Origin of the sequence: Flagellimonas lutimaris (assembly GCF_003581615.1) — a bacterium.
GTDB lineage: Bacteria > Bacteroidota > Bacteroidia > Flavobacteriales > Flavobacteriaceae > Flagellimonas > Flagellimonas lutimaris.
This window is the reverse complement of record NZ_QXFH01000070.1, coordinates 180,872-202,016: the sequence shown is the minus strand read 5'-3', so window position 1 is coordinate 202,016 and position 21,145 is coordinate 180,872. Positions and strand designations below refer to the sequence as shown.

Here is a 21,145-nt window from a genome sequence, read left to right as displayed (position 1 = left end):
GTAAGCTGCTTATCATATTTAGGTTAAGGGAATTATGTGAATTCTAATATCAAAAGGAAGGGTATAATTCCATCTAAATTTATAATTTTGCAAACTTGGAATTCTAGAAGAAGAAGCAGTATATGAAGTTTGCAGAATATAAGGGATTGGATTTGCCGAAAGTATCTGAAGAAATTCTTGACTTTTGGAAAGACAAACAGATTTTTGAAAAGAGCGTTTCCACAAGGGAAGGCAAGGAGAGCTATGTGTTTTATGAAGGGCCTCCATCTGCAAACGGAATGCCTGGTATTCACCACGTAATGGCACGTACCATCAAGGATATATTTCCACGGTACAAAACCATGAAAGGTTTTCAGGTAAAAAGAAAAGCTGGATGGGATACTCATGGCCTGCCTGTGGAGATTGGCGTGGAAAAGGAACTTGGCATCACCAAAGAAGATATTGGAAAGAAAATATCGGTAGAGGAATACAACGCGGCCTGTAAAAAAGCGGTAATGCGCTATACGGACGTTTGGAACGAAATGACCGAAAAAGTCGGCTATTGGGTGGATATGGACGACCCATACATCACATACAAGCCTAAGTATATGGAATCTGTTTGGTGGCTGCTTAAACAGATTTACGATAAAGGACTTATTTATAAGGGGTATACCATTCAGCCTTATTCGCCTAAAGCAGGTACAGGGTTGAGTTCACACGAGTTGAATCAGCCAGGAACCTATCAGGATGTGACGGATACTACGGTTACCGCACAGTTCAAGGCTAAAACCGATTCACTTCCAGAATCTTTAAAGAAGGTTGAGGGAGACATCTTTTTCTTGGCATGGACGACCACACCTTGGACACTTCCATCGAACACGGCATTGACCGTTGGACCAAAAATTGAATATGTACTTGTAAAATCGTTCAATCAATACACCTTTGAGCCGATAAATGTGGTGGTGGCCAAAAACTTGGTCAACTACAATTTTTCTGGAAAGTTCTCCAAAGTTGAGACAGAGGAAGAGCTAAAAGCATTTAAAGAAGGCGACAAAAAGATTCCATTTTTGATAGGCGAAACTTTTGTAGGCAAGGATTTGGTTGGTATCCAATACGAGCAGCTGATTGATTATGTGCAGCCATACCAAAATCCGGAGAATGCCTTTAGAGTTATTTCGGGTGATTTTGTAACTACCGAAGACGGTACGGGAATTGTACATACAGCGCCCACCTTTGGTGCAGATGATGCGTTGGTGGCAAAACAGGCCACCCCGGAGGTTCCTCCAATGTTGGTTCTGGATGAAAACGACAATCCGGTACCATTGGTTGACCTGCAAGGGAAGTTTAGACCAGAAATGAAAGAGTTTGGCGGCAAATATGTAAAGAACGAATATTACGATGAGGGTGAAGCACCTGAAAAGTCAATCGATGTAGAGATTGCCATCAAACTAAAAATTGAGAACAAGGCCTTTAAGGTCGAGAAATATGTGCACAGCTACCCGAACTGCTGGCGTACGGACAAACCCATCCTGTATTATCCTTTGAACTCTTGGTTCATCAAGGTAACCGATGTAAAGGATCGTATGTTCGAGCTGAACCAATCTATCAACTGGAAGCCAAAATCTACTGGTGAGGGACGTTTTGGAAATTGGTTGGCGAACGCTAACGATTGGAACCTATCTAGGTCAAGATATTGGGGTATTCCATTGCCTATTTGGCGAACCGAAGATGGTAAAGAGGAATTGATGATTGGTTCGGTAGAAGAGCTAAAGTCGGAAATGGCCAAAGCTGTTGAGGCAGGTGTGTTAGATAGGGATGTTTTTGATGACTTTGTGGTGGGCGACATGAGCGAGTCGAATTACGACAAAATCGATTTGCATAAAAATATAGTGGATGGCATTACTTTGGTTTCGCCATCAGGACAACCTATGAAACGCGAAGCAGACCTTATCGATGTTTGGTTTGATAGTGGTTCCATGCCTTACGCGCAATGGCACTATCCATTCGAGAACAAGGAACTCATTGATGATGGGATTGCATTCCCGGCCAACTTTATCGCCGAAGGGGTAGATCAGACCCGCGGTTGGTTCTATACCCTCCATGCTATCGCCACTATGGTTTTTGATGGTATCGCTTATAAAAACGTAGTTTCGAACGGACTTGTTTTGGACAAGGAAGGAAAAAAAATGTCCAAACGATTGGGCAATGCTGTTGATCCATTCGAGGTGCTTCCAGAGCACGGGCCCGATGCTACACGTTGGTATATGATTTCCAATGCTAACCCTTGGGATAACCTTAAGTTTGATATCGAAGGAATTGTTGAGGTGAAGCGAAAGTTCTTCGGAACGTTGTACAACACCTATTCCTTTATGGCACTTTATGCCAACATTGATGAATTTGATTATTCCGAGGCTGATATTCCGTTGAAAGAGAGGCCAGAGATAGACCAATGGATTTTGTCCGAGCTTCATACATTGATTAAAAACGTGGATGAAGCTTACGGAGATTACGAAGCCACCCGTGCAGCACGAATGATTTCCGATTATGTGCAGGAAAACTTGAGTAACTGGTATGTTCGTTTGAGCAGAAGACGTTTCTGGAAAGGGGATTACCAACAGGATAAAATTTCTGCGTATCAGACTCTTTATACCTGCTTGGCTACCGTAGCCAAATTATCTTCGCCGATTGCTCCGTTTTTTATGGATCAGTTGTACAGGGATTTGGATGCGACCACTAAAAAAGAAGGCTTTGAAAGTGTTCACTTAGCAGAATTTCCTGTTTTTGATGCCAGTATGGTGAACAAAGACCTGGAGCGCAAGATGCAGTTGGCCCAGAAGATTTCATCTTTAGTACTTTCCATCCGTCAGAAGGAAAAAATAAAGGTACGCCAACCACTTCAAAAGATAATGATTCCAGTATTGGACGATGAACAACGAAGTGATATCGAAGCTGTTTCCAATTTGATAAAGTCTGAAGTTAATGTGAAGGAAATTGAGATGTTGGACGATGCTTCTGGAGTTCTTGTAAAGCAAATAAAGCCCAACTTTAAGGTTTTAGGCCCAAAATTTGGTAAGGATATGAAAGCAATCTCTGCTGAAGTGTCAAAATTGGGCCAAGAGGATATTCAAAAAATTGAACGCGAAGGAGAATTATTACTACAGTTGGAAAATAAAACCGTTAATTTACAGTTAACCGATGTAGAGATAAGTTCCCAAGATATCGAAGGTTGGTTGGTTGCAAGTTCCGGTTCCTTGACAGTAGCTTTGGATGTAACCATAGATGAGACCTTAAGAAAAGAAGGTATCGCACGAGAGCTAGTAAACCGAATTCAGAACCTTAGAAAGGAATCAGGATTTGAGGTAACAGATAAAATTGACATTAAAATATTGAAGGATGGCCTAGTGGAAAATGCTGTTTCCAGTAATGAGGATTACATCAAAACGGAAACGTTGACCGCTGAGCTAAACTTTGAAGAGAAACTTGAAGAAGGTGTTGCAATAGCCTTTGATGAGGTGAACACAAAATTGTTTATTCAAAAACATTAAGAAAATGGCAGAAGATTCAACAGTAAGATACTCCGACAAGGACCTTGCAGAATTTAGGGCTTTGATAGAAGAAAAAATAGATAAAGCCAAAAAACATTTGGACCTTTTAAAGAGCTCCTATATGAACGATGGTAACAATGGTACGGACGATACCTCACCAACGTTCAAGGCATTCGAAGAAGGTTCCGAGACTATGAGCAAGGAAGCGAACACCCAGTTGGCCATCCGACAGGAGAAGTTTATACGCGACCTTAAAAACGCTTTATTGAGAATAGAGAACAAAACTTACGGTGTCTGCAGAGTAACCGGAAAGCTCATCAACAAAGAGCGTTTAAAGCTTGTGCCGCATGCTACATTGAGCATCGAGGCGAAGAACATGCAGAAATAATCAAAACGCCTTCGGGCGTTTTTTAGTTATGAGGGCGTTATTATTTTTTGTGGTCTTTTTTACGCTCGTGAATATTCATGCGCAAAAATTAGTAAGGAAGGCCTTTATTGACCCACGAACAGAAACCATTCAAATTGATGCCCAATATTGCTACAGAATTGATTTGAAGACCGCATCTTCCAATGAGGTTGAAATCTCCGCCAGTATGGAAGGAGAATATGCCAAAGATTTATTGATTTCTATTGAGCAAAGCGGCACTACCGCTATGATAAGTGCAGATTTCCAACCTCTTTTTATAAACCCCAATGATAAACTCAGCGCGCACAAAGTTGTTTCCATTGCTTTGGAAATAAGGGTGCCCGAGTACAAATATGTGGATGTATTTGGGACCAATACCAACCTATATGCCACGGGAAAATATGAGGATTTAAATATAACCTTGTCCGATGGTCGATGTACTTTGGAGAATGTTTCGGAATCTGTGGAGGTAACCACTCAAAAAGGAGATATTATGGTAATGGCACCAAGTGGCAATATTGTTGCAGAGAGCACATACGGGAATGTGGAAAAAGGAATAATACCTTTCGGTTACAATCAATTTATTCTGAAGACGATAGAAGGTGATATCTTCCTTACCAAAACAAAATAATATCCATATTTTTGCAATCCCTTTAATAAAAGCATGAGTTTAAAAAAGTCCCTTATTATTGTCATCTTGATTCTGCTTGTAGATCAAATAAGCAAAATCTATATCAAAACCAGTTTTATACTTGGTGAATCACATGATGTTTTCAGTTGGTTCAAAATTCTCTTTATTGAGAACGAAGGTGCCGCATGGGGAACAAAATTGAGCGATTTATTGCCTATTTCGGAACCGGCAGGAAAATTGGTTTTGACCATATTCCGGATTTTTGCCGTTTTTGGAATTGGATATTGGTTATGGGATATTATAAGAAAGCAATCACCACGGACATTGATATTGGCTGTTTCTTTAATATTCGCAGGAGCTGTGGGGAATATTATAGACTCAGTTTTCTATGGAATTATTTTTGACCAAAGTAACGGTCAGGTGGCTACGCTTTTTGCAGATGAGCCATACGGAAGCCTATTTCATGGTAAGGTGGTGGACATGCTTTATTTTCCTTTGGTGGATACTACATGGCCAGATTGGGTGCCATCATGGGGAGGTCAACGTTTCCGTTTTTTTGAACCAGTATTCAATATCGCTGATACCGCTATTAGTACGGGGGTTGGTATTTTAATTGTGTTCAATAAGAAAGCATTTCCAAAACAGGATGCCGAAAAGAAAGAAACGGTGGCTGATCAGAATTCATAAACCTTTTTCGGAGTAACACAGTAATCCAATTTTACGTCATTTACATTTACGTCGGTTATTCGCTCATTTTCCGCACCAAAGAACGATAAGCCGATTTTTACGGTTTCCTTCCTGCATTTGTTCAAAAAAGTATCGTAATACCCTTTACCATACCCTATTCGATTACCCAAAGTATCAAAAGCCAATAGGGGCACAAAAACTACATCAATTTTAGATTCAGGGATTTCAATGCCATCTACAGGTTCGGGGACCCCCCAAGCACTTTTTTTAAAAGGAGTGCTGTCGGTGAGTAAATAATTTTCCATGGAATTCTTACCGGATACTTTGGGAACAACTATGTTTTTGTCTTTACCTTGAAGGAGAGTTATCAATGGAAGTGTATCCACTTCATTTTTTTCTTCAATACTCAAAAATATATGGTAATAAAAAAAATCCCAGATTGGGATTTGGAGTAAACCGTTTGCTAAAATTAAACCGAAATCCGAAGCCTGTGATGGAGTTATATCCGCTCTCAGATTTTTATATTTTTTTCTTAGTTCACGTTTCAACATTTAACTGTTGAAGATTTAGAGGTTGTTTGGGGGTACTTTAATATTTATTCTCCTTTAGTGGCAACAGAGAAAAAGATTTTGAAGAAAAGCATCAAGATCAAGTACATTCCCAAAACGATGATATAGTTTTCCATAGGATTTGTTTTATACGGTTAAATGTAAATAAAACATTTGAAAAAGTTACCATGAACTGCATATTTTATCGATGAAATACACAGTTTTTAATAACTGTTTAACAATTTAGACTAAATCTTGACCATGAAAATATGGATTTTCCATAGTTTTTTTGTGGAAAATCCCCAGTTTGACAATATGACGTCATAAATCTGTAGATTTTTCATTTAGCTTGTTTTTTAATGTTTTGTGGATAAGAATAACCAAATATCAATGCAAAACGGGAATTGATCGAGTTTAACAAGAAACCCGATAATTAAAATATAAATTTGTTGTAATGTCTAAATAGTTCATTTTTTAGAACTTCTATGTCCAAATCAGTATCAATAAAAGTACAGTTGAGTGCACTCCCCAATAATCCGGGAGTTTATCAATTTTATGATTCCGATGGTAAGATTCTTTACGTTGGAAAAGCTAAAAACTTAAAAAAGAGGGTTTCCTCTTATTTTAATAAAAAACAAGAGTACGGTAAAACAAGGGTGCTGGTCAAGAAGATTCACTCCATTAAACACATTGTGGTTGCTACCGAATCCGATGCACTTTTATTGGAGAACAATTTGATCAAGAAATTGTTGCCAAGGTACAATGTGCTGCTAAAGGATGATAAGACATATCCTTGGATTTGTATTAAAAATGAGCGTTTTCCCCGGGTGTTCTCCACACGAAAACTCATTAAGGACGGTTCAGAATATTATGGTCCTTACACAAGTATGAAAACCGTAAGGACCCTTTTGGATTTAATTAAAAGTCTGTATCCACTACGTACATGCAATTATGACCTTTCCAAAGAAAAAATAGAAGCTGGAAAGTATAAAGTGTGCCTCGATTATCATTTGGGTAATTGTTTGGGGCCTTGCGAGGGGTTTCAAACCGAGAAGGAATACCATGACCAGATTGAAGATATTAGGCAAATTATAAAAGGCAACCTAAAAAGCTCCATACAGACCTTTAAGCAGCAAATGAAAGATTTTGCTGAAAAAATGGAGTTTGAGAAAGCTCAGCGCGTCAAAGATAAAATCGATGTTCTTGAGAATTATCAGGTAAAATCTACGGTGGTGAATCCAAAAATCAATAATGTGGATGTATTTACCATAATTTCTGATGAGACACATGCCTATGTCAATTTTTTACAGATTTCCCACGGGGCCATAATTCGGTCACATACGCTTGAAATAAAGAAAAAGCTGGATGAAACCGACGAAGAATTGTTACAATTGGGCATAACGGAGTTGAGACAACGATTCAACTCTCAATCCAATGAGGTGTATTTGCCTTTCCCTGTTACAGTGGATGATGGTTTAAAGGTAACCCTCCCCAAGTTGGGAGATAAACGTAGAATCTTGGACCTCTCGGAACGCAACGCCAAATTTTACCGACAAGATAGATTGAAGCAAATCAAAATAACAGACCCAGACCGACATATCACGAGGATAATGGGGCAAATGAAATCGGATTTGCGACTTTCGGAAGAACCAAGGCATATCGAGTGTTTCGATAATTCAAATATCCAAGGAAGCAATCCTGTAGCCGCATGTGTTGTTTTCAAGGACGGTAAACCCTCTAAAAAAGAATATCGTCATTTCAATATAAAAACAGTTGAGGGCCCGGATGATTTTGCCAGTATGGAAGAAGTGGTTTTTAGAAGATATAAAAGGTTGCTCAACGAAGAAGAGCCTTTGCCACAACTTATTGTTATTGATGGAGGGAAAGGTCAATTATCCTCGGCGTTAAAAAGTCTGGAAGTTTTGGGGCTTCGGGGAAAAATTCCCATTATTGGCATAGCCAAGCGCTTGGAGGAAATCTATTTTCCGGACGACCCCGTACCGCTTTATTTGGATAAAAGATCGGAATCCCTAAAAATAATCCAACAGCTCCGGAACGAAGCGCACCGGTTTGGAATCACACATCATAGGAACAAAAGAAGTAAGGGTGCTATTAATTCAGAATTGGTTAATATTGAAGGAGTTGGCGAAAAAACGGCCCAACAGTTGTTAAAAAGCTTTAAATCCTTAAAACGAATTAAGGAAGCATCCCTAGAAAATTTGACGGCATCCGTTGGAGCGTCCAGGGCAAAAAAAATTTATAAAACCTTTCATAAGTAAGCAATGAGAAAACAAGCTGCCATCTTTACAATTCTGTTTGCCTTACTTGGTGTTATGGGCATGGCCCAAAACACTTCAGAAAACAAACCACCCAAAGTGGGTCTTGTTTTAAGTGGAGGTGGGGCCAAAGGTTTGGCTCACATTGGCGCACTAAAGGTTATTGAGGAAGCGGGTGTTAAAGTTGATTACATCGGAGGAACAAGTATGGGGGCTATAATAGGTGCGCTGTATGCATCAGGTTATTCCGCCCAGCAACTGGACTCCATTTTTAGAAGTACCAATTTCGCTAATTTGATTCAGGATAATGTTCCACGAAGCGCAAAAACATTTTACGAGAAAGAAGATTCAGAGCGGTATGCACTTTCGTTGCCCTTTGAAAATTTTAAAATATCTTTTCCTCAGGCAATTTCTGGAGGGCAAAACATCTATAATCTTTTGGTGCAGTTACTTTTTCATGTGAAGGATGTACAGGATTTTAGAAAGTTGCCCACACCATTTTTGTGTGTAGCCACCAATGTGGAAACTGGGGAAGAAATCCTATTGGACAAAGGGTACCTTCCTGAAGCTATTGTGGCCAGTGGAACATTCCCATCTTTATTTGAGCCTGCAGAAATAGATGGCAAAATTTTAATTGATGGAGGCGTTGTGAACAACTATCCGATCAATCACGTAAAAGCTATGGGTGCGGATATCATCATTGGGGTCGATGTGCAACACGATCTGGCAACTAGAGAATCGCTCTCTTCCGCTACAGAAATTCTTCTTCAGATCAACAACTATCGCACGGTGAACGATATGAAAGAAAAGTCCAAGAAAACGGATATTTATATCAAGCCGGACATTGATGAGTTTTCCGTTATCGACTTTGAAAAGGGAAACCAAATTGTGGAAATCGGCGAAGTATCCGCCAGGGACAAAATTGATAAGTTAAAACAAATAGCCCTGGCTCAAAATAGAACTCCAAAACAAAGCAAGAGCATCCATATGGTAGATAGTTTAACCGTTAATAGGATGATCATTGAAGGGAACGACAGATATACAAGAGGTTATATAAAAGGTAAACTAAGGTTCAACTTAGCGGAAAAGATTTCTTTCGAGGATTTAAGGCAAGGCATAAACAATCTTTCTGCCACAGGAAATTTTAAAGCGATAAGGTATGATCTTGTATCCAATGGACTGGGCACGGATTTAATTTTGAAGCTTAAAGAAAACCCAACCAAGATGTTCATTAAAATGTCTGCCCACTACGATGATTTATATAAAAGTGCTGCCCTCATAAACTTAACCAAGAAGAATTTTTTAATGAAAGATGATGTGGCATCTTTTGATTTTATATTGGGAGACCATATTAGGTACAATATGCAGTATTACTTGGACAAAGGCTATTACTGGAGTTTTGGGGTCAATTCCAAATTAACAAATTTTGAAGCGGAAACCGATTTTTCATTGATAAGGGGCAATTTTAATGTACCGAACGATCCTAATATTCAAACAATTAATGTTGATGTAACCGATCTTACCAATCAAGTTTACCTACAAACCGTTCTCCAAGAAGAGTTTGCCTTTACTGTTGGGGCGGAGCATAAATTTTTAAACTATAGCACAAGGACACTGAATCAAATAGATGTAGATGCTGAAATTGAAGCCTCTGCTTCAAATCAAAGAACCACTTTTGATAACTCCAATTACTTTAGTGCTTTTTCTCAAATCAAATTGGATACCTATGACGAAAAATATTTCCCCACCAAGGGACTACTGTTTGACGGGGACATCCATTTTTATGCTTTTTCATCGGATTATAACGAAAACTTCTCCGAATTTGCCGTCGCAAAGGCCAAACTGGGAGGTGTATTTTCTTTATTTCACAATTTAAGCCTAAACCTGGAAACTGAAGGAGGTGTGAAGTTGGGAACATCCCCGGTAGCTTCTTTTGATTTTATTCTGGGAGGTTTTGGAAATAACTTCGTAAATAATTTTGTGCCCTTTTTTGGATATGATTTTCTTAGTATTCCCGGTAATAGTTATGTAAAAGGTTCCGCGCGATTCGATTATCGCTTTGCCCCAAAGCATCACGCACTTTTTTTGGTCAACTACGCCAATGTTGCCGATGACCTTTTTCGTACAGGAGACTGGTTTGAAGAGCCAAGTTTTTCAGGTTACGGATTAGGCTATGGTTTTGAATCTTTCTTGGGACCTATCCAATTATACTATTCTTGGTCGCCAGAGATAAATGACGGTAATTTTTTCGTTAGTGTTGGGTATTGGTTTTGATGATATCCTCATATCAAAACACCTATTTATCTTAATAATTTGTCAAAAAAAACGGCAAAACCAATCAATATTCTAGGTGTTTAGTTAAAGTCCGTTAAAAACGCTTTTTCCTACAAAACCTTGACTTATCTTTGACCCAACATAAGGGGTGGTTCCCTTATAACTTTAAGTATTGGTTTTTCATAATTTAAAGTTTGGTTGGTTATTTAGGAAAAGCCCAGTCTCAAGACTGGGCTTTTTTTTGTTTATACTATTTTGGAATAAGTTTTGTTTAAGTATATGTGAACAGCGCAACCCCTAAGGTGATTTTACTAATTTTATACCAATAAAATTGCAAATGAAAAAGATAATAACACCCATGCTATTGCTTCTTTTGGCAATGCCGGTTATGGGTCAAAGTTCACGCCCGGCCTTTAAACCAGGGGAATGGCTGAAATTTAGAATCCATTATGGGTTTCTGAATGCAAGCTATGCTACATTGCATCTGACTTCCGAAACTTTGGATAATGTACCTGTCTACCATGTCGTTGGAAAAGGAAAAACTACGGGTTTTGCCAGTATTTTTTTTAAGGTTGATGATACTTACGAAAGTTATTTTGGCCGAGAACATGGTAAACCTTACAAGTTTGTCCGGAAAATAAATGAGGGTGGATATACCAAAGACTTGGAAATTGAATTTAATTATGAAAGGGACAAAGCCGTTCTAATTGATAATAAGAATGGAACAAAACAAGACTTCACAATTCATGATCAAATACAAGACCTTATTTCCGCTTCCTATTTTTTAAGGAGCAACTACAACCACGAAGAGTTTGAAGTTGGGGATTCTATCGATTTGGACATGCTTTTTGATGATGATGGGGTTTTTAGGTTCCAGTTGAAATATTTGGGAAAAGAAATCCTCCGGACAAAGTATGGAAAGGTGGAATGTCTTAAATTTAGACCGTTGGTTCAGTCCGGTCGTGTTTTTAAAGAAAAAGAGAGTCTCACACTTTGGGTTTCTAATGATTGGAACAAAATCCCTATCCGAATCAAGGCAGATTTGGCCGTGGGATCTTTAAAAGCAGATTTAGATGGCTATAATGGACTAAAGAACCAGTTTAAAATAATAATGAAATAGTAGATCGGCATTAATGGATAAGGATGCAAAAATCGTTTCCCAAATCAATAAGTTGGAGGAAAAGTACAAAAACTCTGGACAAGATTTAAGTTCTTATTTGGATGGACTTCTTTATCAAAGATATCTTACATATTGGGATTATATACACTTGGACACCCTACTCAGCCTTCAAGTACCACGGACGCATTTTCCTGATGAGGAAATCTTCATTATGTACCATCAAATCACCGAGCTGCACTTTAAACTCATTCTTCACGAACAAAAACAGATTGTAGAGGACAAATCCCAAGACGTTCAATTTTTTATAGAAAAAGTAAGGCGGGTCAATAGTTATTTCAAGGCGCTAATATCTTCTTTTAGCATTATGATAAAAGGAATGGAGCGGGAACAATTCCTTAGGTACCGCATGGCATTGCTACCCGCAAGCGGATTCCAATCCGTACAATATAGGATGATAGAATTTTACGCCACTCCCTTGGAAAATATGGTACACTCCTCCGAAAGAGATTCATTTTCTTCGGAAAACAGTATAGAAGAACTATTTGAACATGTTTATTGGAAAAAAGGGGCGACCGATATGGCGACTGGTGAAAAGACACTAACTCTTAAACAGTTTGAAGTAAGGTATACGGCAAGACTTTTACGAATAGCCAACCAAGTGAAGAACAGTACCATATATCAGAAATATCTTCAACTTCCCGATACATCCAGAAACAATGAAGAGCTGATTTTAGCGTTAAAAGAGTTAGATTTGAATGCCAATGTAAATTGGCCGTTGATGCACATGGGATCGGCACACAGATATTTGGCAAGGGAAGGCAAGGATGTGGAAGCAACTGGAGGCACCAATTGGAAGGAGTATTTACCACCAAGTTTCCAGAAAATAATTTTTTTCCCAACTTTGCATACCAAAGAAGAGTTGGATACATGGGGTAAACAATGGGTGGACCATGTTTTTAATCCTGACAAAAAATAAAATAAGGAATAGAAGAACGATGCGGAAAATTATTGGGGCAATTTTGACGCTAGCAGCACTAGCATCATGCAAACAGGCAAAGGAACCGGCTAAAGAAATAGCGAAGGCGGAAACAATTGAAAAACTTCCGGAGCTGCAGTATGGATTTAATCTAGATGAATTTCATGTGGTTCATGATACGGTTCGCAGAGGCGATAGTTTCGGAGAGCTAATGCTTAAAAACAAAGTGGAATACCCCAAAATTGCCGCTATTTCAGAAAACTTTAGGGATACTTTTGATGTTCGAAAAATTCAGGTAGGAAAGCCCTATGTGATATTGAAATCCAAAGACACTTCTGAAGTAGCTGAGGTTTTTATTTATCAGAACGACAAAATTAATTACACCGTTATAGATCTTCGCGATTCTACAAAAGCCTACAAGAGCAAGAAAAAAATAAAATTAGTGGAGCGTGAGATAGGTGGAGTTATCGATCATAGTTTATCCATGTCTATCGATACTTTGGGAGTAGATTATAATCTTACTTTTGCACTTTCAGATATTTATGCATGGACCATCGATTTCGGACGATTGGATAAAGGAGACAAATTTAAGGTGGTTTTTGAGGAGCGTTATATCAATGATAGCATTTATGCAGGGATTGGTGCTGTGAAAGCAGCTTATTTTGAGCATAAAGGAAAAACCATTTATGCCTTCCCATATATTTCCGATGCTACCCACAACATATTGGAGTATTTTGATCAAGAGGCTAATAATTTGCGAAGTACTTTTTTACGGGCACCGGTTAAATTCCAGTATCGATTGTCTTCTCGTTATAACCTAAGAAGAAGGATTGCCTACTACGGTAATAAGGTAAGGCCCCATAAAGGAACTGATTTTGCTGCTGCCATTGGAACGCCTATTGTGGCCACGGCAGATGGAACCGTAACGGAGTCAACCCGTAGAGGAGGCAATGGCAAATATGTAAAAATTAAACACAACGGCACTTATAGTACTCAATATCTACACATGAAAGCCCAAAATGTTAAGCGTGGAGATTTTGTGCGCCAAGGTGATGTAATTGGTTGGATCGGTATGACTGGAAATACAGGAGGGCCACACGTGTGTTACCGTTTTTGGAAAAATGGAAGACAAGTGGATCCATTTAAAGAAGAACTTCCAGCGGCCGAACCTATTGCAGATTCATTGCGCGCCGATTATTTGGCACATATTTCGCCGCTCAAAGAACAATTGGACTGTATTGAATTTGTAGATCTAACTCCAATAGAACCCGAGGAAACCTTAATATCATACACCCAGTAATGGCGCTACCCACAATCAACCCCACTACTATTGATGCCTGGAAAAAACTTCAGCAACACTACCAAGAAACCAAAGATGTACATTTAAGGGAATTGTTTTCTAAAGAAGAAGATCGTGGAAAAAAGTTTTCTATACTTTGGAAGGATTTTTTGGTGGACTATTCAAAGAATAGGCTTACGGATAAAACCCTGAAGTTGCTTTTGGAACTGGCCGATGAGGTAGGGTTGAAAGATGCGATAAAAAGTTATTTTGGTGGGGAGCTCATCAACCAAACCGAAGGCAGGGCAGTATTGCATACCGCTTTGCGCGCCAAAAAAGGAGACAAGGCTTTAGTGGACGGCGTGAATATTATTGAGGAGGTTTTTGAGGTAAAAGAAAAAATTAAATCTTTTTCGGAGGCCGTTATTTCTGGAGAGCGAAAAGGACATACGGGCAAAGCCTTTACCGACATAGTTAATATTGGAATCGGCGGGTCGGATTTAGGACCTGTAATGGTAACCGAAGCATTAAAATTCTATCAAAATGATTTAAAAACCCATTTTGTAAGCAATGTGGACGGTGACTTGGTTCACGAGGTGCTGAAAGAGCTTGATACAGAGACGACATTATTCGTAATAGTATCAAAATCTTTTACTACCCAAGAGACATTGTCCAATGCGTTGACCATTAAAAAGTGGTTCTTGCAAAGCGCATCCGAAAAAGATGTAGCGGACCATTTTGTTGCAGTATCCACGAACCTTGAAAAAATCAAGGAGTTTGGTATTGCAGATGAAAATGTTTTTCCCATGTGGGATTGGGTCGGAGGTAGATTCTCCCTTTGGAGTGCTGTTGGATTGTCAATAGCCCTTTCCGTAGGTTACGAGAACTTTGAGGCACTTTTGGATGGAGCTAATGAAATGGATGTCCACTTCAAGGAAACCCCATTTGAGGAGAACATCCCGCTGATATTGGCTCTTATCAGTATTTGGTACAATAATTTTTATGGGGCGGAGACCGAAGCCATCATCCCCTATACACAATACTTGCACCGTTTTTCCGCATACTTGCAGCAAGGTATCATGGAGAGCAATGGCAAAAGCATGGATAGGTCTGGTAATAGAGTAGGTTATGAAACGGGTACCATCATTTGGGGGGAGCCAGGCACCAATTCGCAGCACGCCTTTTTTCAGTTGATACATCAGGGAACAAAATTGATTCCAACGGATTTTATCGGTTACAAGAAATCCTTGCATGGGGATGTAGATCATCATAATAAATTGATGGCAAACTACTTTGCACAGACAGAAGCTTTGATGAACGGTAAAACAGGGGAAGAGGTAAAACAAGAACTCGAATCCCAAGGATTGTCTGGTGAAGAACTCAAAAAACTGCTTCCTTTTAAAATTTTCGAAGGAAATAAGCCTACCAATACCATATTGATAGAAAAACTGACTCCCAAAAGCCTCGGTGCGCTGATTGCACTTTACGAGCATAAAATATTTGTACAAGGTGTTGTCTGGAATATCTTCAGCTACGATCAATGGGGCGTGGAATTAGGAAAGCAATTGGCCAAAAATATCTTGACCGATATCGAGAATTCAGAAATTGGTAAACACGATAGCTCCACATTGAACCTTCTACATTTTTTTAAGGAGTAAATTGCCATCTTTTTAAATCCACTCAAAAACTCTAAACAATTGTCTGTCAGATAACTTGTTTTGTTAATTTAGTGTTAACTATATTTGCGTGATTTTAACTTTGACTTAATCGCAGAATGTCAAAAATAAATCACTTTTGCAAGGCTAATTAAACACTTAAACACTGAATTAAATGAAAAGAATCTACTTGGCTATTGCGGCAATTTTTGTTTCCGCGATGGCATTTTCACAAGGAACTCTTACTGGAACGGTAGTCGATGGAGACATGGGCGCGCCACTACCAGGAGCTACCGTAATGGTCAAAGGAACCAGAACGGGAACGTCTACAGATTTTGATGGAAACTTTACTTTGGAAGTAAACCAAGGCTCGGGAACATTGATTGTTTCGTATATAGGGTTTGTTTCCAAATCAATTCCTTTTTCTTCCACTGGCAGCGTAGGAACCATTTCATTAATGCCTGACGCCGAGGAGCTTGGTGAGGTTGTGGTTATAGGTACGGGTATTATTGACCTTGCAACGGACAGACAGACACCAATCGCTGTATCTTCTGTACCAATTAAAACAATTCAAGAGAAAATAGGTACTCAAGACGTTACCATGACATTGGTAAATACACCATCTGTATATGTATCTGGTCAGTCTGGAGGTTTTGGTGATACAGATATGAGGGTTAGAGGTTTTGAACAAGACAACACTGCTTTTTTATTGAATGGACAGCCAATCAACGGTATGGAAGACGGTAAGATGTATTGGTCAAACTGGTCCGGTATCAATGATATCGCTTCGGGTATTCAGATTCAAAGGGGTCTTGGTTCTTCTAAATTGGCTATTTCTTCTGTTGGTGGTACAGTTAACTTTGTAACAAAAGCCACAGAAATGAACGAAGGTGGTTTTGGTTATGCAACCGTAGCCAACAACAACTATATTAAAACATCTGCCGGTTACAACACGGGTATTTCTGACAAAGGATGGGGTATGAGTGTTATGCTTTCTCACTGGCAAGGTGATGGTTACAACGAGGGTAACTTTGGAGAAGGACAAACCTATTTCATCTCTGTAGGTTACAGCCCAAATGATTCACATAACTTCAACTTTTTGATTACAGGTGCACCTCAGTTCCATGATCAAAACTTTACTAAACCAATTGCTGATTACTTGGAGTATGGAAGAAGGTACAACAACAACTGGGGAACTTACAATGGTCAGTATTTGACTGAAAGAAGGAACTTTTACCACAAACCGGTTGCCAACTTGAACTGGGACTGGAATATCAGCGAAACTGCCAACCTTTCTACAGTACTTTACGCTTCTTGGGGTAATGGTGGTGGAACAGGTAACCGTGGTGATAGGATTAGAACTGATGAAGGACGTATTGATTATGACGCCATTTATGCATTTAACCAAAGTGTGCCTGATGGTGCAGGCGGATATTTTGCAGCTGGGGGCGGATACGTTACAAGAGCATCCATGAACCTGCACAATTGGTATGGCTTGATTTCAAACTTTGAAAAACAACTTAGTGACAATCTAACTTGGAATGTTGGTTTTGACTTAAGAACTTACTACGGTAAACACTTTAGAGTAGTTTCAGATTTCCATGGTTTGGATTCTTGGCAAGAAAACATTCGTTTGATTGACCAAAACAACAATCACGAATCTTATGGTACCTTTGGTACGTATAAACAAGTAATTGCTACGGAGTCATTCAGACCTTCCGGATGGGCTGCAGCATTTAACTCATATCCTGAGGATCAAAAGATTGCTTATAGCAATGATGAGCGAATCTCCTACGGAGGGTTGTTCACGCAATTGGAGTATGCAACTGACACTTTTTCTACCTTCTTCCAAGGTTCTATCTCAAACCAATACCATCAAAGATTTGACTTCTACCAATATGCTGACCAATCTTTGATCAACGGAACTTCATCTCAATGGACAGGCGAACCGTTGCCATCGGATATCGAACCAGGAACGGATTCTGAAAAAGTGAATAACATTGGTTACAATGCAAAAGCAGGGTTTAGTTACACCCCAACATCTCAACATAGTTTTTACGCAAATGCTGGGTACTATAGCCGTCAGCCATATCACGACAATATTTATCTGAACTTTACAAACCAAGTAAACCCGTTGACGGAAAATGAGAAAATTCTTGGTCTTGAAGCAGGATATGGTTTCTCTAGTTCCATGTTCTCTGCTAACTTAAACTTGTACAGAACTTCTTGGAAAGACAGGGTTGTAACAAGCTCTGACGTGGTGGACGATGTGGTTACATTTGAAACAAACTTTGGTACAGAACAATTGCATACAGGTGTGGAAGTAGACTTTAAATTCAGACCAGTTTCAGGACTTTCCATAAATGGTTTCGCATCTATCGGAGATTGGAAATACCAAGGTGATGCTGTTACTCAGGTTACCGATGAAGAAAGAAATGTAATAAGCACGGAAAATGTTGATTACGATGGTGGAAAAGTTGGTGGTGCTGCTCAAACTTCCGGTGGACTTGGATTATCTTACAGAATCAACGACATGTTCTCTGTTGATTCTGACTGGAGATATTACGGAGACCTTTATTCTGATGTAGGAGCTGTCAAAGAAAACTTGAAATTGCCTGCATATAGTATAATGGATGCGGGTGCAACTTTCAGAGTTCCATTAGGCGCTAATAAAACAAAGCAGTTGAAAATCAGAGCTAATGTGAACAATTTGTTGAATCACATTTATATTTCTCGCTTAACAACAACTGATTTTGTTGAACCGGGCGATGAGACATACAAGGGTATAAATGTTTCCAACCGAGGTTATTTTGGATGGGGTAGAACATGGAACGTAACATTACGTTACGATTTCTAATCAGGCCTTTTTATAAAATCAAAAGCCCTTCGCTCTCGCGAAGGGCTTTTTTTATATTCAAAAATCCGTATTTTTAAGCTCACAAACTATACCTTATGGAAATCATCAAGAACCTACACTCTTATTTGGCCTACGTGGTTTTGGCCGTTTTAGTTATTGCCGTGGTCAATGCCATAGCAGGCTGGTTGGGCAAAAAAGACTTCACAATGTATAAAGACCTTCGCGTAAGTCTCTTTGCACTTATACTTAGCCATATTCAGCTTTTGGTGGGTCTGCTATTGTTCTTTACATCAGCAAACGGACTTAAGGCTATTCAAACCTTGGGAATGGGCGGATTAAATGCTCCTGCACGTTTGTTGGCGGTAGAACATCCTTTCATAAACATAATAGCTCTGGTTTTGATCACCATAGGCTGGTCCCGACATAAAAAGTTTATGGAGAGCGAGAAAAAATTCAAGACCATCTCCATTTTTTATGGGCTGGGTCTTTTATTGATTTTGAGCCGCATTCCTTGGGGGCAATGGTTTGCATAAAACCAATGTAACTTCATTCCTGCGCAGGCGGGAATCTCATCCAAGTTGTCTTGACAACCCTTAAATGGCCACGTAGTTTACTTCTGTAATTATGATGTGGTCCAATAGTTCTATTTCCAAAACGGCAGCAGCTTTTTCCATACGGTCTGTAAATGCTATATCCGCTTCACTTGGCTCCAATTTACCCGAAGGATGGTTATGGCAGAGGACAATCTTATGACATTCTTTGGCCGCTGCCAGACTTAAAACTTGTACTGGCGTAACAATATTTCGGTTGCTTGTGCCAATCGTTACAAGTTCAATATACTCAATATCGTTTGCAGCATTGAGCCCAATGGTCCAGAAATATTCTTTTTGTCTATGGAGCTTGTTTTGTCGCCAAAGCACCTTTTGCATAATACGCGCAATATCATCAGTGCCCGATATGTATTTGTCTTCGTCTTTTGGTAGTCTAACGGTCATGGTTTAAAGATAGAGAAACAATGCATTTTACTAATTGGTCTGATTATTTTTCTTCGTTTAACTCAATAAACAAAGTTTTGTTGTTTTAGAATTATTTTGGTAATTGCTTATATATCGCAAGTTAAAAGCATAATTAAGTATGGCTGAAGACAAATTCAAACCCTTTTTGAATAATGGAGTTTCAAATATTACGACGACTGCAGAGCTGTATTTGCAAATTTGGCAACATTAAACAATGTTACGGTTCATCTCTGGATCAAAAGCTATATATGGTAAACAAGTACCGCACCATATATTGATCAAGCTAAAACATATTTTATGGATGCTCACAATTCAAATTGGAGATCTTCTGGACTGCTTTATTATTATAGTTTCTTGAATCTTGCTAAAGCATTAACGGTAACAAGTAGATTTTTGAGAAGAAATTATTTGTCAACAAATAGTGTATTCCATGGACTGTCTGCACAACCGCAAAATATTAATCGAATTATTGATTAAGAGTTAGAAATACACCCAAAAATTACTAGAAATAAAAGAAATGTTTTTGCGATATTTTATAAGGCAATTACGGGAAATGAATGGCCATTTAGTGATACTACTAAAATTAAGGTAAAGGACTTTCTTCCATACTGTCAGGATATTGAATATGAAACCTCTCAATTTTATGGATTCAACCCCTCCATAATCCCTTTGTTTTCCTTAATAAGAAGCAACGAGAGTAAAACTTGGTTTGAAATGTCTTGTGCTAGTTCAGACTTACAACTAATTACAGATAAATCTACCTGATAAATTATACACGATAGTACCTAGTAGGTTTATCAATAATCAAGATAAAATTGATTGGTAGAATTGTTATGATTTCCATCCAACTCAGTTTTCAAGAAAATCATTGATAGATTTTACCATTAGAGATCATTCTACAACTGCGAGGCAAATTGACCTATATTATAGTATTCCAGAAGCAGAAAATGCATTAAAAGACTTCTTTGGGTTTCGTCCGTATTTTGAATATCCTGATCATCATTGGCACTTTGTTCCTAAATTAAAACTTAACAATATTGATTTGGTGTGGAGACCGATTCTTTCAGATTATTTATTTGCGTTTGTTTTAAGTACAATTTTAAGATATCACCCTTATTTGTTTTATAAGAATCCAAAGGATAATTTTATTGGTGAAGCCTGGTGTAGTCAAGCCGCAATAACTACATTACGCCAATTTTTAATGAGTTTCACAAATCCTTCACTTAGATTAAATGCATGATTCAAAGAATCATAATGTTATAAAACGAAGATTTGTAGGAATTGGCACAACACAAAATGCCCCCCTGAGGATTTAACCTCAGGGACCAGGGATTAATTTTTAAAAAGCTTTATACTTAAATTTTTGCCCACCAACCGATGCATCGGCCATAAGACCAGCTTTGGGCAGGGCAAAAACAGCTACACCATCTTTATATTTGGCCTCAAAGGCAATTCCAGATTTCAAGGCTACCGCAGAGGTTTCCGCAGCAAATTGGAATTTTTCGGTTTTAAAACGTTGTAGGTCCACATCGGTTTCAAAGAAAATCACCTCGATGATCGCCTGTCCACCAGCTTGTAGGCCAATGTTCAGTTTTTTAAGGTCTGCCATGCCCACGGCCCCCCCATTTTCATAAACAACACCGTTGCCGGATGCACCGCCGATAATAAATCCACCCTTGCCAACATTGGGGAAGATGACATATCCGGCAGATTCATCAAAAAAACGTTCTAAACCTGGACTTGTTTTCAATAGGGTTGCCTTCGCTTTTTTGGCATCGGCCATTATTTTCTTATCTTTTTTACTCTGTGCTATAGCATTTGTACCTACTAATAGCACGGCAATTATTAGGAATGATTTTATCAGTTTCATATTTATTGTTTTTTGTATTCACTCAA

17 protein-coding genes are annotated in these 21,145 nt (G+C 38.8%); 14 read left to right on the top strand and 3 right to left on the bottom strand.

Features of this window, described 5'->3' with window-relative positions; genetic code table 11:
- The first annotated feature begins 122 nt into the window (after positions 1-122).
- Genes ileS through D2V08_RS05310 form a run of 4 tightly spaced genes read left to right on the top strand, consistent with a single transcriptional unit; the run spans position 123 to position 5,248 of the window.
- Positions 123-3,524: an isoleucine--tRNA ligase gene (gene ileS, locus D2V08_RS05325; RefSeq protein WP_119607033.1), complete on the top strand. Its 3,402-nt coding sequence runs from the start codon at positions 123-125 to the stop codon at positions 3,522-3,524.
- Positions 3,525-3,528: 4 nt separating this feature from the next.
- Positions 3,529-3,912, top strand: coding sequence for a TraR/DksA family transcriptional regulator (locus D2V08_RS05320; RefSeq protein ID WP_119607032.1), 384 nt, complete (start codon positions 3,529-3,531; stop codon positions 3,910-3,912).
- Positions 3,913-3,940: 28 nt separating this feature from the next.
- Positions 3,941-4,561 (top strand): DUF4097 family beta strand repeat-containing protein, encoded by a 621-nt coding sequence (locus tag D2V08_RS05315; RefSeq protein ID WP_119607031.1) that lies wholly within the window; start codon positions 3,941-3,943, stop codon positions 4,559-4,561.
- 33 nt (positions 4,562-4,594) lie between these two features.
- On the top strand, positions 4,595-5,248 hold the full coding sequence (locus D2V08_RS05310) for a lipoprotein signal peptidase (RefSeq protein ID WP_119607030.1): 654 nt from the start codon (positions 4,595-4,597) through the stop codon (positions 5,246-5,248).
- Here the strand turns inward: D2V08_RS05310 and D2V08_RS05305 are convergent.
- Positions 5,236-5,799, bottom strand: a complete 564-nt coding sequence (locus D2V08_RS05305) for a 5-formyltetrahydrofolate cyclo-ligase (RefSeq protein WP_119607029.1) — start codon at positions 5,797-5,799, stop codon at positions 5,236-5,238. The genes D2V08_RS05310 and D2V08_RS05305 overlap by 13 nt on opposite strands.
- A 482-nt stretch (positions 5,800-6,281) precedes the next feature.
- Between D2V08_RS05305 and uvrC the strand changes: the two genes are divergently transcribed.
- From uvrC to D2V08_RS05265, 8 genes are all read left to right on the top strand, one after another.
- Positions 6,282-8,075: an excinuclease ABC subunit UvrC gene (gene uvrC, locus D2V08_RS05300; protein ID WP_119607028.1), complete on the top strand. Its 1,794-nt coding sequence runs from the start codon at positions 6,282-6,284 to the stop codon at positions 8,073-8,075.
- A 3-nt stretch (positions 8,076-8,078) separates the two neighbouring features.
- Positions 8,079-10,346: a patatin-like phospholipase family protein gene (locus D2V08_RS05295; RefSeq protein ID WP_119607027.1), complete on the top strand. Its 2,268-nt coding sequence runs from the start codon at positions 8,079-8,081 to the stop codon at positions 10,344-10,346.
- A 337-nt stretch (positions 10,347-10,683) separates the two neighbouring features.
- A complete protein-coding gene (locus D2V08_RS05290; protein WP_119607026.1) occupies positions 10,684-11,466 on the top strand; it encodes a DUF3108 domain-containing protein in 783 nt (260 codons plus the stop codon).
- A 13-nt stretch (positions 11,467-11,479) separates the two neighbouring features.
- The gene (locus tag D2V08_RS05285) at positions 11,480-12,442 is read left to right on the top strand and encodes a tryptophan 2,3-dioxygenase family protein (protein WP_119607025.1); all 963 of its coding nucleotides are present in this window, start codon (positions 11,480-11,482) and stop codon (positions 12,440-12,442) included.
- 19 nt (positions 12,443-12,461) lie between these two features.
- Positions 12,462-13,742, top strand: a complete 1,281-nt coding sequence (locus D2V08_RS05280; RefSeq protein WP_119607710.1) for a peptidoglycan DD-metalloendopeptidase family protein — start codon at positions 12,462-12,464, stop codon at positions 13,740-13,742.
- Positions 13,742-15,379, top strand: a complete 1,638-nt coding sequence (gene pgi, locus D2V08_RS05275) for a glucose-6-phosphate isomerase (protein ID WP_119607024.1) — start codon at positions 13,742-13,744, stop codon at positions 15,377-15,379. Before D2V08_RS05280 ends, pgi begins: the two co-directional genes overlap by 1 nt.
- 172 nt (positions 15,380-15,551) lie before the next feature.
- The gene (locus D2V08_RS05270; protein ID WP_119607023.1) at positions 15,552-18,233 is read left to right on the top strand and encodes a TonB-dependent receptor; all 2,682 of its coding nucleotides are present in this window, start codon (positions 15,552-15,554) and stop codon (positions 18,231-18,233) included.
- Between the two features lie 95 nt (positions 18,234-18,328).
- Complete coding sequence (locus D2V08_RS05265) at positions 18,329-18,766, top strand: hypothetical protein (RefSeq protein ID WP_119607022.1); 438 nt, start codon at positions 18,329-18,331, stop codon at positions 18,764-18,766.
- Positions 18,767-18,826: 60 nt separating this feature from the next.
- Here the strand turns inward: D2V08_RS05265 and D2V08_RS05260 are convergent, their stop codons facing one another.
- Positions 18,827-19,228 (bottom strand): JAB domain-containing protein, encoded by a 402-nt coding sequence (locus D2V08_RS05260; RefSeq protein WP_119607021.1) that lies wholly within the window; start codon positions 19,226-19,228, stop codon positions 18,827-18,829.
- A 294-nt stretch (positions 19,229-19,522) separates the two neighbouring features.
- On the opposite strand from D2V08_RS05260, the gene D2V08_RS17870 reads away from it, so the two are divergent.
- Positions 19,523-19,726 carry a YaaC family protein gene (locus D2V08_RS17870; protein ID WP_369126649.1) on the top strand — a complete coding sequence of 68 codons (204 nt, stop codon included), beginning with the start codon at positions 19,523-19,525 and terminating at the stop codon, positions 19,724-19,726.
- A gap of 391 nt (positions 19,727-20,117) precedes the next feature.
- A complete protein-coding gene (locus tag D2V08_RS17205) occupies positions 20,118-20,489 on the top strand; it encodes a hypothetical protein (protein ID WP_147374069.1) in 372 nt (123 codons plus the stop codon).
- Between the two features lie 99 nt (positions 20,490-20,588).
- Here the strand turns inward: D2V08_RS17205 and D2V08_RS05250 are convergent, their stop codons facing one another.
- The gene (locus D2V08_RS05250; protein ID WP_119607019.1) at positions 20,589-21,119 is read right to left on the bottom strand and encodes a lipid-binding SYLF domain-containing protein; all 531 of its coding nucleotides are present in this window, start codon (positions 21,117-21,119) and stop codon (positions 20,589-20,591) included.
- Between the last annotated feature and the right edge of the window lie 26 nt (positions 21,120-21,145).

Bases quoted from the DNA above. Each gene is read 5' to 3' on its own strand.
- ileS (WP_119607033.1), top strand. From the start codon at position 123: ATGAAGTTTGCAGAATATAAGGGATTGGATTTGCCGAAAGTATCTGAA.
- D2V08_RS05280 (WP_119607710.1), top strand. From the start codon at position 12,462: ATGCGGAAAATTATTGGGGCAATTTTGACGCTAGCAGCACTAGCATCA.
- D2V08_RS05260 (WP_119607021.1), bottom strand. From the start codon at position 19,228: ATGACCGTTAGACTACCAAAAGACGAAGACAAATACATATCGGGCACT.
- pgi (WP_119607024.1), top strand. From the start codon at position 13,742: ATGGCGCTACCCACAATCAACCCCACTACTATTGATGCCTGGAAAAAA.
- D2V08_RS05290 (WP_119607026.1), top strand. From the start codon at position 10,684: ATGAAAAAGATAATAACACCCATGCTATTGCTTCTTTTGGCAATGCCG.
- uvrC (WP_119607028.1), top strand. From the start codon at position 6,282: ATGTCCAAATCAGTATCAATAAAAGTACAGTTGAGTGCACTCCCCAAT.
- D2V08_RS05250 (WP_119607019.1), bottom strand. From the start codon at position 21,119: ATGAAACTGATAAAATCATTCCTAATAATTGCCGTGCTATTAGTAGGT.
- D2V08_RS05320 (WP_119607032.1), top strand. From the start codon at position 3,529: ATGGCAGAAGATTCAACAGTAAGATACTCCGACAAGGACCTTGCAGAA.
- D2V08_RS05310 (WP_119607030.1), top strand. From the start codon at position 4,595: ATGAGTTTAAAAAAGTCCCTTATTATTGTCATCTTGATTCTGCTTGTA.
- D2V08_RS05270 (WP_119607023.1), top strand. From the start codon at position 15,552: ATGAAAAGAATCTACTTGGCTATTGCGGCAATTTTTGTTTCCGCGATG.
- D2V08_RS05295 (WP_119607027.1), top strand. From the start codon at position 8,079: ATGAGAAAACAAGCTGCCATCTTTACAATTCTGTTTGCCTTACTTGGT.
- D2V08_RS05315 (WP_119607031.1), top strand. From the start codon at position 3,941: ATGAGGGCGTTATTATTTTTTGTGGTCTTTTTTACGCTCGTGAATATT.
- D2V08_RS05265 (WP_119607022.1), top strand. From the start codon at position 18,329: ATGGAAATCATCAAGAACCTACACTCTTATTTGGCCTACGTGGTTTTG.
- D2V08_RS05285 (WP_119607025.1), top strand. From the start codon at position 11,480: ATGGATAAGGATGCAAAAATCGTTTCCCAAATCAATAAGTTGGAGGAA.
- D2V08_RS05305 (WP_119607029.1), bottom strand. From the start codon at position 5,799: ATGTTGAAACGTGAACTAAGAAAAAAATATAAAAATCTGAGAGCGGAT.